Genomic DNA, 15,818 nt, shown 5'->3' with positions numbered 1-15,818 from the left:
ATGTCGATTCTCGAGAACCCAAAGACCGCGACGCTCCCTCCCGATGGCCCGACGCCGCGATCGTCGCAACGGGCGGCTTTTCGCCCTGCCCAGCTGGCCGCCGCACTCCCCGGCGCCTTGCGGAAGCTCGATCCGCGTCTGATGTGGCGGACCCCGGTGATGTTCGTCGTCGAGGTCGGCGCGGCGCTCATCACTGTCGTCGCCATCGCCGAGCCGTTCCTCGGCCAGGAACGATCCGGCGGCGCTGCCTTCAATTGGCTGATCGCGGTCTGGCTCTGGCTAACCGTGCTCTTCGCCAACCTTGCCGAGTCGGTGGCGGAAGGCCGAGGCAAAGCCCAGGCCGCAAGTCTGCGCCGCAGCCAGGAGGGCACAGTGGCCAACCGGGTGGATTCATATGACGCTCAGCGGAATCCTTCCGCGATCGGCTCCGGCATCAGCCCGGTGCCCTCGGCAGAACTCGACTTGGGTGATGTCGTCGTGGTCGCCGCTGGAGAATCCATTCCCGCGGATGGCGATGTAATCTCAGGCATCGCCTCGGTCGATGAATCGGCCATCACCGGCGAGTCGGCACCGGTGATTCGCGAATCGGGCGGCGACCGCTCGGCGGTCACCGGCGGCACGCGCGTACTCTCCGACCGGATCGTTGTCCGAGTTACCAGCCAGCCCGGCGAGTCGTTCGTCGACCGGATGATCCGGCTGGTCGAAGGGGCAGCGCGGCAGAAGACACCGAACGAGATCGCGCTCAACATCCTGCTGGCGACACTGTCCATAGTTTTCGTGGTCGTCGTACTTACGCTCAACCCGATCGCAGCATTCTCAGGCGCAACCGTCAGCCTGACAGTCCTGGTCGCCCTGTTGGTGTGCCTGATCCCGACCACCATCGGCGCGCTGCTCTCCGCCATCGGAATTGCCGGCATGGACAGGCTGGTGCAGCGGAACGTGCTCGCAATGTCAGGTCGCGCTGTCGAGGCTGCGGGTGACGTGACGACGCTGCTTCTGGACAAGACCGGAACGATTACCTACGGCAACCGGCGAGCCGCGGAATTCACCGCGGTCGGCCAGACCGAGACAGTCGAGCTCAGCCGCCAGGCGGCGCTGTCTTCGCTGAGCGACCCCACTCCGGAAGGAAAGTCCATCGTCGCGCTCGCAGAGCGGAACGGTTTCCGCGATGCCGGGTTGGATGTTGGCGAATTCGTTCCATTCACCGCCCAGACTCGGATGAGCGGTTTGAACTTTCCTGACGGCTCCAGCGTGCGAAAGGGCGCGAGCTCGGCGGTAATCGAATGGGCGGATGTCGACAGCCACATCCTGACCGAGGTCGGCGCGGAAGTGGAACGCATTTCGCTGCTCGGCGGAACGCCGCTCGTGGTTGCGACGAAGAGCGCTTCCGGCGAGGGTCGGATTCTTGGCGTCGTCTACCTCAAGGATGTGGTCAAGGACGGCCTGCCTGAGCGGTTTCTCGAGCTGCGCAGGATGGGCATCCGGACCGTGATGATCACCGGCGACAATCCGCTAACCGCAAAGGCGATCGCTGCGGAGGCCGGGGTGGACGACTTCCTGGCGGAGGCGACGCCGGAGGACAAGATGCGGCTGATCCGGCAAGAGCAGGAAGGCGGGAACTTGGTCGCAATGACCGGCGACGGTACCAACGACGCACCAGCGTTGGCCCTGGCCGACGTCGGCGTAGCGATGAACAGTGGCACGTCTGCAGCCAAAGAGGCGGGCAACATGGTCGATCTCGATTCCGATCCGGCCAAGCTGATCGACATCGTGCGGATCGGGAAGCAGCTGCTGATCACCCGCGGCGCGCTGACCACTTTCTCCATCGCCAACGACGTGGCAAAGTACTTCGCCATCATTCCTGCGATGTTTGTCGGCGTGTTTCCAGGTCTGGCGGCGCTGAACTTCATGGGATTACACTCCCCCGCCTCCGCGATACTCTCCGCGGTCATCTTCAACGCCCTGATCATCGTCCTGCTGATCCCGCTCGCCCTGCACGGCGTGAAATACCGGGCTGGGGCGGCATCGAGCATCCTTAGCCGGAACCTGCTCGTTTATGGCCTCGGCGGGCTGGTCCTGCCATTCATCGGCATTAAGGTCATCGATCTGTTGATCAGTCTGATCCCCGGCTTCTAAAACCCATCGAAGAATAGGAATACACGATGCATAGTCATCACACGGTTGCCCGGCAGTACGGCGTTGCCATCCGGGCCATGCTAATCCTCATCGGCGTACTTGGCATCGCCTATCCGCTGATCGTGTCGGGCGTAGGGCAGGGCGTCCTGAACGCCCAGGCCAACGGCAGTGTTGTCGATCTCAATGGCCGGACGGCTGGTTCAGCCCTGATCGGACAGTCATTCACGGATGACTCAGGGAAGGCGTTACCAGAGTGGTTCCAGTCGAGGCCCTCCGCGGCCGGCGACGGCTACGACTCCGGCGCCTCTATGGGCAGCAACCTCGGGCCGGAGAACCCCGAGCTCGTCGAACTGATCGAGCAGCGCAGACAGGCCATAGCGAAAATCGAGAACGTCGATCCGCAGGAAATTCCCGCAGATGCCCTCACCGCGTCGTCGTCCGGGCTCGATCCACACATCAGCCCGGCCTATGCGCTGCTTCAGGCGCCGCGGGTGGCCGCGGAGCGCGACCTAGAGAACGCCGATGTCGAAAACCTCGTCCGCTCGTTCGTGCAGGGTCGAGACGCCGGCTTCCTCGGTGAACCGACAGTCAACGTGGTCAGATTGAATATCGCGCTGGCGGAGTTGGACACTTAGAACATGACGCGTGGACAACTTCGGGTATTCCTCGGCGCGGCGCCCGGGGTAGGCAAGACTTACACGATGCTCGAGGAGGGCCGGCGTCTGCAGGCCGAAGGCAAAGACGTTGTCGTCGCGGTGATGGAGTCACATGGCCGCGCCGCCACCTCCGCGATGGCTGAAGGACTGGAGGTCATTCCGCGGCTCACTGTCGCGTATCGCGATGTGGAACTGACAGAGCTGGACCTCGCGGCAGTCATCGCACGAAAGCCCGAGTTCGCCCTGCTCGACGAACTGGCGCACACCAACGTTGCTGGCCTCGACAACGACAAGCGCTGGCAGGACGCGCTGAGGCTGCTGGATGCCGGCATCAACGTAATGTCCACAGTGAACATTCAGCACATCGAATCGCTCAATGACGTCGTTCAGCAGATCACCGGCGTGGCCCAGCAGGAAACCATCCCCGACGAGGTTCTTCGCCAGGCTGATCAGATCGAGCTCATCGACCTCGCACCTCAGGCGCTGCAAGTCCGGCTGACCGAGGGGCTTGTCTATCCGGCAACCCGGGTCGATGCCGCCCTGTCCAACTATTTCCGGCTGGGAAACCTCACCGCCCTGCGCGAGCTCGCCCTGCTCTGGCTCGCGGACGAGGTCGACAGCGCGCTGACCAGATACCGGACCGAACACGGGATCAGCGACAAATGGGAAGCGCGGGAGCGGGTGGTCGTCGCACTGACCGGCGGTCCGGAAGGCCGGACGCTGCTACGTCGCGGCGCGAGGATCGCCGCCAGATCTGGCGGCGGCAACCTTGTCGCTGTCCACGTCACAAGCCCCGACGGTCTGCGCGACGGCCACCCGGGCGAGCTGAGCAGCCAACGCAGCCTGGTTGAGAAGCTCGGCGGCAGCTATCACCAGGTGGTCGGGAGCGATGTTCCGCGCGCGCTGGTCGAGTTCGCCAAGGCAATGAACGCTACGCAGCTGGTGATCGGAGTGAGTAGACGGCCACGGCTTGTCGCACTGCTCAGCGGCCCGGGAATCGGCGCGACTGTGATCCGGGAATCCGGCGATATCGATGTTCATATCGTGACTCACGCCAAGGCGGGTGGCCGCTTCGTCCTGTTGCCGCCCGGCGGTGCGCTGACCCTGCGGCGGCGGATCCTGGGATTCGCGCTTGCTCTGATCGGCGGACCGCTGCTGACCTGGCTTCTGGCCACGCTGCGGACAGCCGACACGATAACCAGCGATGTGCTGAGCTATCAGCTGCTCGTCATCCTTGTCGCGCTGCTTGGCGGCATCTGGCCCGCACTGTTTGCTGCGCTGCTATCCGGGCTCACCCTTGACTTTTTCTTCATCGACCCGCTGTACACGGTAACTGTCGGCGAGCCCTCGCACCTGCTCGCGCTGATCTTCTACATCGTCAATGCCCTACTGGTCAGCTATGTCGTGGACAAATCGGCGCGCCGGAGCCGTCGGGCCCAGCGGGCCGCGGCGGAGTCAGAGCTACTGGCAACGGTTGCCGGGAACGTGCTCCGCGGTGGCGACGCGCTGCAGGCACTGACCAGCCGGATTCGCGAAGCTTTCGACCAGCATTGCGTGCGCCTGGTCGCGGACGGCGAACCCCTCTATACGGACGGCGACCCCGTCCCCGTGTACTCACCGAGCGTCTTTCCGGTCGGTGGTGGCGCGTGGCTTGAGCTGTATGGCAACGATCTGGCCGCCGCTGATCGGCGTTTGCTTTCGGTGATCGTCGCCCAGGTTGAGGTAGCGCTTGAGTTCCGTGATCTGTCCGAGGCCGCCAAAGAAATAGGCCCGCTCGCCGAGGCCGACCGGGTCCGAAGCGCACTGCTCGCGGCCGTCGGCCACGATCTGCGCCGTCCACTCACCGCGGCGACGGCCGCCGTCACTGGGCTGAAGGCACCGGATGTCACCTGGTCGGAAACCGACCGCGCAGAGCTGCTCAATACCGCGGAAGACAGCCTGAATACGCTCTCCGCGCTGGTGACGAATCTGCTTGATGTCAGCCGGCTGCAGGCGGGCGCCCTTGCGGTAAGCGTTTCCGACATAAGCGTCGAGGACGTCATTCTGCCCGCACTCGAAGAATTAGACTTGGGTCCGGCGAATGTCAGCATCGAGATTCCGGCGGTCCTCAAACCAGTTCTCGCCGATGAGGTGCTGCTCCAGCGAGTGCTGGTGAATCTGCTCGCGAATGCCTGCCGCTTCTCCCCGGACGACAGCAGAGTGGTCATCGCGGTGAGCGAGTTGGCGGATACAGTGCAGATTCGCGTCATAGACTTTGGTCCGGGCATCCCGATCCAGCGCCGCGGCGAGATTTTCGTGCCGTTCCAGCGACTCGGGGATACGGACAACACTGCCGGGCTTGGCCTCGGGTTGGCCCTGGCCAAGGGTCTCACGGAGGGAATGGGCGGAAAACTGGATGTGGAAAGCACTCCCGGCGGAGGCCTCACGATGGTCGTTTCACTTCCGGTCGCAAGTCCCGACCATGAAGGACGCCGGTTGAACGAGGATACGGACGCACCGTGAAGATCCTGGTGGCGGATGACGATCCGCAAATCCTTCGTGCGCTGCGCATTACGCTCGGTGCCTACGACTACACAGTCGTGACTGCCGATGACGGAGCCGCAGCGATTCGGAAAACGGTCGACGAGCACCCGGACCTACTCGTTCTCGACCTCGGCATGCCCAAACTGGACGGAATTGAAGTTATCGAAGGGCTTCGGGGATGGAGCCAGGTGCCGATACTCGTCGTTTCCGGGCGGCTCGATTCAGCAGACAAGGTACGCGCGCTCGATGCCGGAGCCGATGATTATGTGACGAAGCCATTCTCAACCGAGGAGCTTCTTGCCCGGATCCGTGCGCTGACCCGCAGGGTGCCGTCCTCCGCCGGCACGCCGGAGATTTCATTCGCGGATGTCAGCGTGGACCTGCCGGCAAAGCAGGTCTCGCGAGTGTCTGACCGGCAGAGCATCCGGTTGACGCCGACCGAGTGGCGACTGCTCGAGGTCTTGCTGGAGAACCCGAATCGGCTAGTCACCCAGCAGACCTTGCTGACCAAGGTTTGGGGACCGCATCATTCGCGCGACACCGGCTATCTCCGGCTCTACGTCGGTCAGCTCCGCAAGAAGCTTGAACCGGATCCGTCCCAGCCGAAGCACATTCTGACTGAGGCCGGTATGGGCTACCGCTTCGTTCCCGAACCAGCCTGAAAACCGATCGGCCATTAGGACTCGGTGCGACCTGATTCCCGGGATAGATTTGGCTGCAGCGACGCCAACGCCGGCGTCGTCACATCTGACAAGGGAGAATCCACAATGGACTGGAAGATCGAACTCGTCGCCATTCCGGTCAGCGACCCGGACCGGGCGAAGGCGTTCTATGTCGATCAGGTCGGCTTCAACGCCGACCATGACCATCAGGTGGACGACCAGCTTCGCTTCATCCAGCTAACCCCTCCCGGCTCGGCCTGTTCGATCGTGCTCGGCACCGGCATCACTGAGATGGCACCAGGCTCGCAGAAGGGCGTGCAGATCGTCGTGCCGAATGCGGATGACGCGCACAAGCACCTGATTGACAATGGGGTCGACGCCAGCCCAGTCGACGAACAGCCCTGGGGTCGCTTCGTCTACTTCGAGGATCCGGACGGCAATTCCTGGGCACTGCAGGAGCTTCCGGCGCGCTCCTGAGCTAACGCAGGGTGTGGGCCGGCTACTGCTCGGCCTGCAGTTCGGTCTGCAGTTCGGACTGCAGTTCGGACTGCCGCGAGGCCAGATAGTGCGCTGCCGCCTGTTGCAGCTGCCGCTCCCGGGCAAGGTCGGCTTCCAGCGCCGTCAACCGCTCGGCAGTCTTTGCTTGTCGTTCCGCGATGTCCCGCTGCTGGGCAGCCTGTTCACCCACGGCATGCAAGGCTTCGCTCAATTGCAGCTGCTGCGCCCCGAGCAGGCGTTGGGTCGCCTGCAGCTGGGTGGCCAGTTCCAGCTGCGCATCGGCCTCGGCCCGCTGAGCAGACTCCGATAGGTCCTCGTTGCGGAGCGCGGCCCGCCGTTCAGGCTCCATCCGGAACTGCCGGCTCTCCCCCGCCCCGGCACGTCCGCTAAGCACATCGGCGAATTCGCGATCCAGATCGTTCTCCGGCTCGGGATCTGTCGGCGAAGTCGCTGCGTCGGCCAGCTCGGCGTCGGCCGGCTCGGCGTCGGCCGGCGAGGTCGCTGCGTCGGCCGGCGAGTGCTCGGCGTCCGGGCGGATGTCGATGGTCCGGCGCAACGCCTGCTCCTTGATGAACAGCACAGAGATGAACGCGAGCACGGCAACGCCCGCGGTGATCGAGAAGATCAAAGCCGTGCCGTCACCATAGGCTGCCCGGACTATCTCCGCGATCGGGTCAGGCAGACCACCCAGGTCCATCGACGCTCCGGATCCTGAAGCGGCGGCCGACGCAGGGATACCGGCGTCGTTGAGCCCTGTTGTGGTCAGGTCGCTGACGTGGGTGCCAAGAATTGCGCCAAGTACGGAGACCCCGACAGCGCCGCCGACAGATCGGAAGAACGCAACTGACGCGCTGGCAGAGCCGATGTCCTTGACCGCAACTGTATTCTGCACGGCAAGGACCAGGTTCTGCATCAGCAGGCCAAGCCCGAGTCCGAAGACGAAGGTGTACAGCCCGACCAGCCACATATGGGTGGCGTGATCGATGGTCCCGGCGAAACCAAGTCCGGCGATCAGCAGCACCGAACCCATCACCAGGAAGCGCTTCCATTTGCCGAACCTGCTGACCAGCTGCCCGGAGACGACCGCCCCGATCAGGTTCCCCGCGATCATTGGCATCGTGAGCAGGCCGGCCTCGGTGGGCGTGGCGCCCCGGGCGAGCTGGTAATACTGGCCGAGGTAGCTCGATGAGGCAAACATCGCCACGCCAACAGCAATGGACGCGATAATCGCCAGAGCAGTGGTCCGCTGACTGATGATCTTCAGCGGAATGATCGGGTGCGACACCTTTGCCTCAACCAGGAGCAGCAGGAGCAGTAGTACGACGCTGCCGCCAACCATCAAGAGTGATTCATGCGATATCCAGTCGTAGTACTCGTCTTTGCCTGCGAAGGAGACCCAGATCAGCAGCAGGCTGACACCGGCGGTCAGCAGGAGTGACCCCAGCCAGTCGATTTTCGCCGGACGACGGACGTGCTTCAGCTTCAGGGTGAGTTGAAGCAGGATCAGGGCGACGACGGCAAGCGGCACACACACGAAGAACGTCCAGCGCCATCCCAGAGAGCTGTCGACGATGAACCCGCCAAGCAGCGGACCGCCAGCGGTGGCGACCGCCATCACCGCGCCCATGTAGCCGGAATACCGTCCCCGTTCCCGGGGCGGAATCATGGTGCCGATCACGGCCTGGGCCAGAGCAGTCAAACCACCCATCGCCACGCCCTGAATCACCCGCGCGGTGAGTAGCATGGGGATCGAGTCGGACAGCCCGGCCAGGACCGAACCACCCACGAAGATGACGATGCTGAGCTGCACCAGGACCTTCTTGTTGAACAGGTCAGCCAGCTTGCCCCAGATCGGGGTCGTTGCGGCATTGGCAAGCAGCGATGCGGTGATTACCCAGGCGAAATCGGTCTGTGTGCCCTTAAGTTCCGACATGATCGTGGGCAGTGCGTTGGCCACGATCGTGCTGCTCAGAATCGCGGTGAACAGTGCCGCCAGCAAGCCGGTCAGCGCCTCGAGGACCTGGCGGTGCGTCATCGGTGCTTCCGGCTCGTCTGCTGTGGCACCCTTCGGAGCCGACCCGGATGTGACGTGGTTCGCCATTACTTCACTCCTGTTTCCAGTGCGGCACGCAGTGCCGCACTGAGATGCTCGATACTTGTCGCTGCGGCCGAGACCTCGGACTCACTCCACCCTGCAAGCAACTCCTGGATCGTCTCCGCCCGGCGACGTTCGACCTCGGCCAGATAACCCCGCCCTGTCTCCGACAGCGAAAGCAGGTGCGCGCGGCCGTCCGCCGGATCCGGCCTGCGCACAACCAGGCCGCGCTCTTCGAGATCAGCGATCTGACGGCTCAGTGCCGGGGCGCCGACCCCCAGCCGCGCAGCGACAGCGCTCGCGCGGGATTCGCCGCCCTCCCCCACGTACCGCAGTACGCCTTCCAGCGCCACGCCGAGATCCGATAGCCGCGCCGCGTTCACGCTGCGCAGAGTCCGCTGCAGGTCAAGAATGTGGTGCACGAGCTCTGACGCCGTGCGTTGTTCTACCGAAATGATGCATCCCCAAGATAGTTGCCCTCGGCAACTATAGAGAACCGTGTTGAATAGGTCAACTATATAAACTGGCGGCGCAGTGGCTGACGGTACCTAGCATGATCGGAGGATAATTGTCAGGGAACCCCTAGCAGCCGGAGCCCGGCAGTGGTGAGGGCAGCGGCCAGGACAATTACGACGAATGGCGCCCGTCGCCAGGCGAATACTCCCGCGACAAGTACACCGGCGGGCCGGGCAAAGCCCGAGAAGTCGCCATCCGCAGTCAACGCGGCGGTAGAAAGCACCGCGAAGAGCAGCACCACAGGGGCACCCTCCAGCACCTTCTGCATCCGGGGCGATACCGGGCGACGACTTCGAAGCGCCGGGCCTGCGTAGCGAAACGCGAAGGTTCCGGCCGCCAGAATCAGCACGGCAACGACCAATATTGGCGAGCTGCTCATCATTCCGCCGCCCTTTTCTTCCTGAAGACCAGGCCGAACAGCGCCAGCAGGACCGGCAAGCCGGCCGGCAGAACCGGGGTGGCCAGCAGCGCGATCACGCCTCCAAACAGTGCAACCCGCCGGGTACTCCGGTTGCGTAACGACGGAAAGATCAACGCCAAGAGAACCGCCGGGAACATCGCGTCCAGCCCATACGCATCGGTGTCGCCGACAATCCCTCCGACAAAAGCTCCGATCATTGCGCCAACCGGCCAGCAGATCAGAATACCGAGGCCACACGCCCAATAGGCCGCCCGTTTGCTTTCGAACATGCGCTCGCCGAGCGCAAAGACAACACTTTCATCGTTCATCAGGTGGCTGCCGAGAACCCGCCGCCAGCCGCGGCCGATGACATCATGGACCGCCAGCCCGAACGGAAGATGGCGGGCATTGACCAGCAGCCCGGCAAACATCGCCGCTATCGGACTTCCGCCGGCGGCAATGAGCCCGACGAACAGGAATTCGGCCGAGCCGGCCAGCACGAGCACACTCAACGCAAGCACCAGCCAGAACTCAAAGCCCGCATCTACCGCGATTGCCCCGTACGAGACGCCGACCAGGGCGTCGGCGAGGCAGACGAGCGCAATATCCCGGCGCAGCCGTCCGTCAAGTGTTCGCCATAAAGAACTCATGTCGTTTATAATGAACATCACCGCCCGTGTTCGTCAAACCGAACGAACCGACTTCTGGAGAAAACGAATGAAGCCGCAGAACGGCCCGCCGCTTGACGTCATCGCCGCCAGCCTCCAGCGCGAGCGCCGACGCGTCGGACTCTCCCTGACCGAAGTCGCCCGCCGGGCTGGCATCGCAAAATCCACCCTTTCCCAGCTCGAATCAGCTACTGGAAATCCCAGCGTGGAGACACTGTGGGCCCTAAGCGTCACACTAGAGGTCCCATTCTCCCGACTGGTCGAGCCCGCACGCCCACGGGTGCAGGTGATCCGAGCTGGAGACGGTCCGCAGCTCACCGCCGAGCACGCCCACTACGCTGCGACGCTACTGGCGTCCTGTCCACCCAATGCCCGCCGCGATATCTACCTGGTGTCCGCGCAGCCCGGGGCACCGCGCGATTCTGCTCCTCACCTGCCCGGAGTTGTCGAGCACGTGATCCTTAGCACCGGGCGAGCAACCGTCGGCATAGTTGGCGAAGCAGTCGAACTACGGCCGGGCGATTACATCGCGTACCCGGGAGATGAGCCGCACGTCTTCAATGCGCTGGAATCCGAGACGGTTGCGATTCTGGTCTCGGAACACGTCTGATCGGGCAGTGCCACTAGGCAGCGGTCCAGTGCGTCGGACGCATCAGGGATGGCGGCAGCTTCGTGGCGGCATCTCCCTTTGCCGCATTGAGCTGCGGCTGGGTGACGAAGAAGCTCTCCGAGAGGTCCGCCCCACTAAGGTCCGCATCGCGAAAATCGGCGCCGATCAAGTCTGCCATTCGCAGATCTGCTCCGCTGAGATCCGCCGCGATCAGGTAAGCGCCTCGAAGATTGCCGCCCCTGAGGTCTGCCCCCTTCAGGGCGGCACCCATCAGGTCGGCGCCCCTGAGGTTCTTTTTCTGCCGCGGGGCACCCTTCGCCGATCGGCTCCTGGCAGTCGCCCGGACGAGTTCGCTTGTGCGCAGCAACAGGGAGTTCACCGTTTCACGATGCGCCGGCAGGTCCAGCAGCTGGAGTTCGTCGGCACTGAGAAATGTCAGGCGTTCGGTCTCGTCCATCGACCTGCGAAGCTCACCATGGAGCGTGCGCGCAGGAAGCAGCGACAGCGCTTCGGTCAGGTACCAGAGCAACTCGTGCAGTTGTCGCATCACGCCGAACACGCTGAACATCTGGGTCGCGGTTTGCGGAGCCCGGCGCCAGTCCTCGCCGCCGAAGGTGACCTGCGCTGTCTTTTGCCCGGCGCCGAAGCAATCGAAAACAGTGCAGCCCTGGAACCCTTCGTCCCTAAGACGCATGTGGATGCCACAGCCGAAGTCTGATTGCAGATTGTGGCATGGAGTGCCCGCATCCTTGGTGATCGCGAAGTCGGCCGAGGCTTGAAAAGGCAAAGCCACACAGCACAGTCCGAAGCAGTTGGCGCAGTCCGCCCGCAGCTCGAGCGGATTCGAGGCACTGGTAAACCTCGATTGCGGGTCCTTGCCGCTCAACTGCAAACGCCTCGTCTCACTGCTTTAACCATGCGGATAGTCTTCCTCTTCGCCCTCGGGCACCGGAGCAGCCTGTTCAAGAATATCTGCCTCGTCGACGTCGTCCGGAATCACCAGTTCGGCACCCGGCGGCTCACTGTCCGGATCGTCTTCTGGGCTCCTGCTCATCACTCGTCTCCTTTGGCTGATAATTGCCTGGCATCTTTCAGTTCGCGACGAAGCTTGAGATTGGCCGCTTCCAGGCCCAGTACCATTCGGATTCCGGCGAGGTTCAAACCGCAGGCCAGCAGCTCGGCTATCCGGCGCAGTCGGACCAGGTCCAGGTCGCTGTAACGGCGGGTACCGCCTGCCGTGCGTTCCGGCTCTATCAGGCCCTTGTTTTCATACTGCCGAAGGGTCTGCTGCCCGAGGCCGACAAGCTCTGCGGCAACGGATATCCCATACACGGCCGCGGATTGGCCAACCATCTTCTTGGTCATCAATTTTCCCTCCATCTGCCCCTTGTCACAGTCTGCCATGGCTGCTATAAAATATCTACATCAGCCAATGCACATCGGCTGATGTGAGGAACTGATACTGGAGGTCACCATGTTGATGCGAACCGATCCGTTCCGGGAGCTCGACCGGCTGAGCCAGCAGGTCTTCGGAACGGTAGCCCACCCCACAGCGATGCCCATGGACGCCTGGCGTGATGGCGAAGACTTCGTGGTCGAGTTCGACCTGCCTGGCGCGGACCCGGACTCAATCGACCTGGACGTGGAGCGCAATGTACTCACCGTACGGGCCGAACGAAAGGCGACACCGGACGACCGGACCGAGATGATCGCCGCCGAGCGGCCGCGAGGCAGCTTCAGCCGTCAGCTGATCCTGGGTGACACGTGCTATCCACGAAGGAGGTGAGGTCATGACGAGCTGGCGCCGGTACGACGCGACCCTGTTTCCAATCTTCCACCAGCGCTATGAACAGCACTGGGGTAAGGGTTCGGCACCGTTCCTCGATCCGGCGGTGCCCGACGAGGATCAGCCGCGGCCCCGCGCGCAATGGATCAACGTCGACACCGGTGCCGCGGTCGCGGTGGTTCCGGTATGGGAAGACCAGGAGGGCCATCGGTCCTTCGCTGTGTTCTACCTGCCGCCGGCCGAGGGTGTCTGGATTCTTCGCCCCGGGTACACGCAGTACATCGACCTGGGCGTGCAGGCCGATGAGGTCCAGGTTGCGCTACGAAACGATGGTTTTAAAAAGGCAGTCGCACACGCGGAGCACTTCATATTCGGCGACGGCGACGGATACCGACGGCGGGCCCGGGCGCCGGATGCACACCCGAAAGATGAAGGGCCTCTGACCTGCATTCCTGCAGGTCAGAGGCCCTTCTACTGCTCCCCCGGCTGGGCTCGAACCAGCGACCCTTCGATTAACAGTCGAATGCTCTGCCAACTGAGCTACAGGGGATCACGCAGAGAAAACACTAGCAAAGATTAATGCTGCGGCGAAATCGCGGCCCCGCCGGGTGATGGTGCCACAAAGCGAGACGCCATTAGCCGCTCGCCGCGAGAATGTCAAGACCTTCAAGTAGTACGGATTTTCACCCAGAGGTAGCTGGCGCCAGGGGTGACCCTTATCGAAGACTGGGGTATAGCACCCAACTATGTCGGGAGATCCCCCATTTACCCGCATTTCACCCGCCGGCCCAGGCCCAACGAACTACGATTAGAGACAATGACAACCTATCCGGCACTTCCCACCGAGAGGCGCGTGAAACAGTGACAGCTCTTGCTGTGGTCCTCGCCCTCACCTCGGCGGTTTGCCTGGCATTCGGTGCGCATTTCCAACATGGCGCGGTGCAGACTCAGGAGCGAACCGGGAGCTTCAAGTTCAAGCACCTGCTCGAGCTTGCGAAGGACCGGCGCTGGTTGCTCGGGCTCGGCGTCCTCGGACTGGGGATGCTGCTGAACGTCGTGGCGCTGTCCATCGCGCCAGTGATGGTGGTTCAGCCGATGGGAACGTTTTCTCTAATTGTGGCCGTACTCATGGGCATGACTCTCCGCGGGCTCAAGTTCAAGCGCCGTGTACTCGCCGCCGTGCTCGTCTGCACAGTTGGCCTGGGGCTCTTCGTCACGCTGTCGGCGCTCAACGCGCACTCACCACTGCTCACCGGTCCTGAAGCCCTGCCGGTGACCGTCCTGACGCTGACAGTGAGCGCTGTTTTCGGTCTCGTCGCCCTGCTTCGGAAGAAGTCAGGCAATCTCTTCTATATCATTGCTGCCGGCGTCCTGTTCGGTTGCGTGGCGGCGAGCGTCCACCTGGTCGGCCAGCAACTACTCAATGGCCTGGACACCGTCAGCTGGGAGTGCTTCATCGGCATCATCGCCGCGGGGCTGCTCGGCTCGTGGTTCGTCCAGACCGCGTACGCTTCCGGCCCACCCGAGCTGGTGATCGCTGGCCTGACCGTTATCGACCCGATTGTTGCCGTCATCATCGGGGCAATCGTCCTGCAGGAAGCCAGCAAGGTCTCTCCTGTAATTTTGACCCTGATGATTGTGTGCGGCGCCTGCGCAGTCGGCGGCGTGCTCGTCCTCTCCCGCTACCACCCCGATGTACTCGAATCAAAAAGTGAGACCACCAGTATCGGACCATCGACAAAATCCCCATGAGTCTCCCCCCAACTACGAAAGACGGTATGTTTCCTCAACAGAGTTCCGAGCCACTCCGCATCGTCATCGGTGCCGAAACTTATGCCCCTGAGGTCAATGGTGCGGCGCGGTTCGCCCAGCGTCTGGCGACCGGGTTGGCGCAGCACGGCCATGAGGTTCACGTCATCTGCCCCGCGGCCACCGGCACCGTCTCCGACACCGAGGAAGATGGCGTCATCGTCCACCGGTTGCGATCGCACCGCTGGTACCCGCATCCGACCTGGCAGATCTGTTTCCCGTGGGAGACCAAACCTGCCGTACAAGCGCTGCTCGAAGAGATACAGCCCGACGTGGTTCACGTTCAGGCGCATTTCGTAATCGGTCGCTTCCTGATCAAGGGGGCGAAGCGGCGCGGCATCCCTCTCGCCGCCACCAACCACTTCATGCCGGACAACGTGGCCCCCTACGTTTCGGTACCGAAGCCAATTCTGGATGCCGGCATCCGCTGGGCCTGGCGAGACTTGCGCAAGCAGTTCCAGAAGGCGGACGTGATCACAACTCCGACCCAACTTGCCGCCGACCTTCTCACGGAACATGGCTTCAACCACGAGATCCGGGCGATCTCCTGCGGGATCGACCTCTCCGGCTTTACCCCGGCGACCGTGGACACTTCCGCCGCAGCGAAGGACAAGGACGCTCGGACAGTGCTCTTCGTTGGGCGCCTCGCGGAGGAGAAGCACGTCGACCAGATCATCAAGGCGGTGGCGCTCACCGATCCGGCATTGAACGTACGCGCGGAAATCGTCGGGTCGGGCGAACAACTGGAGAATCTGGAAAACCTCGCCCGCTCCCTCGGAGTAGCCAACCGGGTCTCGTTCCTCGGTAAGATCTCCGACGAAGAACTTGCCAAGGCATACGCTCGTTGCACCCTGTTCTGCCTTCCCGGCACCGCCGAGCTGCAAAGCATCGCCACCCTTGAGGCGATGGCCACCGGAAAGCCCGTCGTGCTGGCCGACGCCGTCGCGCTTCCGCACCTGGTCCGCGAAGGCTACAACGGCTACCTCTTCACGCCGGGGGTGACAGTAGAACTGGCAGAACAGATCAGCAAGATTGCGGCGCTCGATGCCGATGCGCTCGCCGCCATGGGCGAGGCCAGTGCGACCATGGTCGCCAAACACGACATCGGAAACACGCTGAAGAGCTTCGAGGAGATCTACCGGTCGATTCCGGCCGGGCATAGACGCTGAAGCAACGGCGCCGGTAGTCGGCGGTTAGAGTTCGTCGATACCAAGCCGGCGACGGGGACGCATCGTCACGGTGTGGCCGGGCACTTCCACCAAGGAACCAGCGAGATAGGCAATACGACGCTCCGCCAGATCACCCCGCCGGCGGCGGGGCGCATCGTCATGGTGTGGCCGGGCACCTCCACCAAGGAACCAGCGAGATAGGCAATACGACGCTCCGCCAGATCACCCCGCCGGCGGCGGGGCGCATCGTCATGGTGTGGCCGGGCATTTCGAGCGAGGGACCAGCGAGT

At 63.2% G+C, this 15,818-nt stretch carries 15 protein-coding genes, 1 tRNA gene and 1 pseudogene; 9 read left to right on the top strand and 8 right to left on the bottom strand.

Translation table 11 applies throughout. The features are described from left to right. From kdpB to LWF01_RS06425, 5 genes are all read left to right on the top strand, one after another. Positions 1 to 2,136, top strand: coding sequence for a potassium-transporting ATPase subunit KdpB (gene kdpB, locus LWF01_RS06445; protein WP_349640216.1), 2,136 nt, complete (start codon positions 1 to 3; stop codon positions 2,134 to 2,136). Between the two features lie 26 nt (positions 2,137 to 2,162). After that, on the top strand, positions 2,163 to 2,771 hold the full coding sequence (gene kdpC, locus LWF01_RS06440; protein ID WP_349640215.1) for a potassium-transporting ATPase subunit KdpC: 609 nt from the start codon (positions 2,163 to 2,165) through the stop codon (positions 2,769 to 2,771). Between the two features lie 3 nt (positions 2,772 to 2,774). Continuing rightward, on the top strand, positions 2,775 to 5,294 hold the full coding sequence (locus LWF01_RS06435; protein WP_349640214.1) for a DUF4118 domain-containing protein: 2,520 nt from the start codon (positions 2,775 to 2,777) through the stop codon (positions 5,292 to 5,294). Beyond that, positions 5,291 to 5,977, top strand: a complete 687-nt coding sequence (locus LWF01_RS06430; RefSeq protein ID WP_349640213.1) for a response regulator — start codon at positions 5,291 to 5,293, stop codon at positions 5,975 to 5,977. Before LWF01_RS06435 ends, LWF01_RS06430 begins: the two co-directional genes overlap by 4 nt. A 105-nt stretch (positions 5,978 to 6,082) precedes the next feature. Beyond that, the gene (locus LWF01_RS06425; RefSeq protein WP_349640212.1) at positions 6,083 to 6,454 is read left to right on the top strand and encodes a glyoxalase superfamily protein; all 372 of its coding nucleotides are present in this window, start codon (positions 6,083 to 6,085) and stop codon (positions 6,452 to 6,454) included. Positions 6,455 to 6,476: 22 nt separating this feature from the next. Here LWF01_RS06425 and LWF01_RS06420 read toward each other — a convergent pair whose 3' ends face one another. The 4 genes from LWF01_RS06420 to LWF01_RS06405 all read right to left on the bottom strand — a co-directional run bounded on the left by LWF01_RS06420 (position 6,477) and on the right by LWF01_RS06405 (position 10,136). Then, the gene (locus LWF01_RS06420) at positions 6,477 to 8,576 is read right to left on the bottom strand and encodes an MFS transporter (protein ID WP_349640211.1); all 2,100 of its coding nucleotides are present in this window, start codon (positions 8,574 to 8,576) and stop codon (positions 6,477 to 6,479) included. Next, positions 8,576 to 8,992, bottom strand: a complete 417-nt coding sequence (locus LWF01_RS06415; RefSeq protein WP_349640210.1) for a MarR family winged helix-turn-helix transcriptional regulator — start codon at positions 8,990 to 8,992, stop codon at positions 8,576 to 8,578. The genes LWF01_RS06420 and LWF01_RS06415 overlap by 1 nt, the downstream gene beginning before the upstream one ends. 149 nt (positions 8,993 to 9,141) lie before the next feature. Further along, positions 9,142 to 9,465: an AzlD domain-containing protein gene (locus LWF01_RS06410; RefSeq protein ID WP_349640209.1), complete on the bottom strand. Its 324-nt coding sequence runs from the start codon at positions 9,463 to 9,465 to the stop codon at positions 9,142 to 9,144. Next, on the bottom strand, positions 9,465 to 10,136 hold the full coding sequence (locus LWF01_RS06405) for an AzlC family ABC transporter permease (protein ID WP_349640208.1): 672 nt from the start codon (positions 10,134 to 10,136) through the stop codon (positions 9,465 to 9,467). Before LWF01_RS06405 ends, LWF01_RS06410 begins: the two co-directional genes overlap by 1 nt. 67 nt (positions 10,137 to 10,203) lie before the next feature. Between LWF01_RS06405 and LWF01_RS06400 the strand changes: the two genes are divergently transcribed. Further along, positions 10,204 to 10,764, top strand: coding sequence for a helix-turn-helix domain-containing protein (locus LWF01_RS06400; RefSeq protein ID WP_349640207.1), 561 nt, complete (start codon positions 10,204 to 10,206; stop codon positions 10,762 to 10,764). Positions 10,765 to 10,777: 13 nt separating this feature from the next. Here the strand turns inward: LWF01_RS06400 and LWF01_RS06395 are convergent, their stop codons facing one another. The 3 genes from LWF01_RS06395 to LWF01_RS06385 form a co-directional block, all read right to left on the bottom strand. After that, positions 10,778 to 11,557: a pentapeptide repeat-containing protein gene (locus LWF01_RS06395; protein WP_349640206.1), complete on the bottom strand. Its 780-nt coding sequence runs from the start codon at positions 11,555 to 11,557 to the stop codon at positions 10,778 to 10,780. A 117-nt stretch (positions 11,558 to 11,674) separates the two neighbouring features. Continuing rightward, complete coding sequence (locus tag LWF01_RS06390) at positions 11,675 to 11,818, bottom strand: hypothetical protein (protein WP_349640205.1); 144 nt, start codon at positions 11,816 to 11,818, stop codon at positions 11,675 to 11,677. Continuing rightward, entirely contained in the window at positions 11,818 to 12,129 is a 312-nt protein-coding gene (locus LWF01_RS06385; protein ID WP_349640204.1) for a MerR family transcriptional regulator, read from the bottom strand. Before LWF01_RS06385 ends, LWF01_RS06390 begins: the two co-directional genes overlap by 1 nt. A gap of 109 nt (positions 12,130 to 12,238) precedes the next feature. Between LWF01_RS06385 and LWF01_RS06380 the strand changes: the two are divergent. Continuing rightward, a pseudogene (locus LWF01_RS06380) lies at positions 12,239 to 12,529 on the top strand (Hsp20/alpha crystallin family protein); the annotation flags it as partial. Between the two features lie 498 nt (positions 12,530 to 13,027). On the opposite strand, the gene LWF01_RS06375 reads toward LWF01_RS06380, so the two are convergent. Continuing rightward, positions 13,028 to 13,100: transfer RNA gene (locus LWF01_RS06375), tRNA-Asn, on the bottom strand. A gap of 311 nt (positions 13,101 to 13,411) precedes the next feature. On the opposite strand from LWF01_RS06375, the gene LWF01_RS06370 reads away from it, so the two are divergent. Then, a complete protein-coding gene (locus tag LWF01_RS06370) occupies positions 13,412 to 14,302 on the top strand; it encodes a DMT family protein (RefSeq protein WP_349640203.1) in 891 nt (296 codons plus the stop codon). Between the two features lie 26 nt (positions 14,303 to 14,328). After that, positions 14,329 to 15,528 carry a glycosyltransferase gene (locus LWF01_RS06365; RefSeq protein ID WP_349640202.1) on the top strand — a complete coding sequence of 400 codons (1,200 nt, stop codon included), beginning with the start codon at positions 14,329 to 14,331 and terminating at the stop codon, positions 15,526 to 15,528. The last annotated feature ends 290 nt before the right edge of the window (positions 15,529 to 15,818 follow it).

It is taken from the genome of Saxibacter everestensis (assembly GCF_025787225.1).
GTDB lineage: Bacteria > Actinomycetota > Actinomycetes > Actinomycetales > Brevibacteriaceae > Saxibacter > Saxibacter everestensis.
Note: the sequence above shows the minus strand (reverse complement) of the source record. Positions and strands in the feature narration are given on the sequence as shown.